1 protein-coding gene is annotated in these 744 nt (G+C 73.3%); it reads left to right on the top strand.

Features of this window, described 5'->3' with window-relative positions:
- Positions 1–744, top strand: a 744-nt coding sequence (locus tag x551_RS22895) for a 3-hydroxyacyl-CoA dehydrogenase NAD-binding domain-containing protein (RefSeq protein ID WP_036252143.1), incomplete at both ends; no start/stop codon positions are given.

Raw genomic sequence — 744 nt, 5'->3', positions numbered from 1 at the left:
CCACCGGCCTGGACGCGCTCGTGGCGAAGGGTCGCCTGAGCGCGGAGGCGGCGCAGGCCACGCTGGCGCGCATCACCCCGGCCACGTCGATCGACGCGGCAGCCGGCGCCCGGCTGGTGGTCGAGGCCATCGTCGAGCAGGCCGAGGCCAAGCGCACGCTGTTCGCGCAACTCGAGGCGATCGTCGACGCCGACTGCGTGCTGGCGTCCAACACCTCGTCGATCTCGATCACCGCGCTGGCGCGCGACCTGCGGCACCCGGGGCGCTGCGTCGGTCTGCACTTCTTCAACCCGGTGCCCGTGATGAAGCTGGTGGAGGTGGTCTCCGGCCTGCGCACCGAGCCGAGCGTGGCGCAGGCCGTGTTCGCGCTCAGCGAGCGCTGGCGCAAGACGCCGGTGCACGCCCGCTCGACGCCGGACTTCATCGTCAACCGCATCGCCCGGCCCTACTACGCCGAGACGCTGGCGCTGCTGCAGGAGCGTGCGGCCGAGCCGGCCGTGCTCGACGCCTGCCTGCGCGGCGCAGGGTTCCGCATGGGGCCCTGCGAGCTGATGGACCTGATCGGTCACGACACCAACTTCGCGGTGACCGCCTCGGTCCACGACGCCAACTTCGGCGACCGGCGCTACGGGCCTTCGCTGGTGCAGCGCGAGCTGATCGACGGCGGCCTGCTCGGCCGCAAGTCGGGGCGCGGCTTCTACGACCATGCCGAACGCGCGGCGCCGGGCCCGGCAGCGCAGCCCG

The sequence above is a fragment of the Methylibium sp. T29 genome, from assembly GCF_000576205.1.
Taxonomy (GTDB): domain Bacteria; phylum Pseudomonadota; class Gammaproteobacteria; order Burkholderiales; family Burkholderiaceae_C; genus Methylibium; species Methylibium petroleiphilum.
This window is presented reverse-complemented; position numbering and strand designations above follow the sequence as displayed.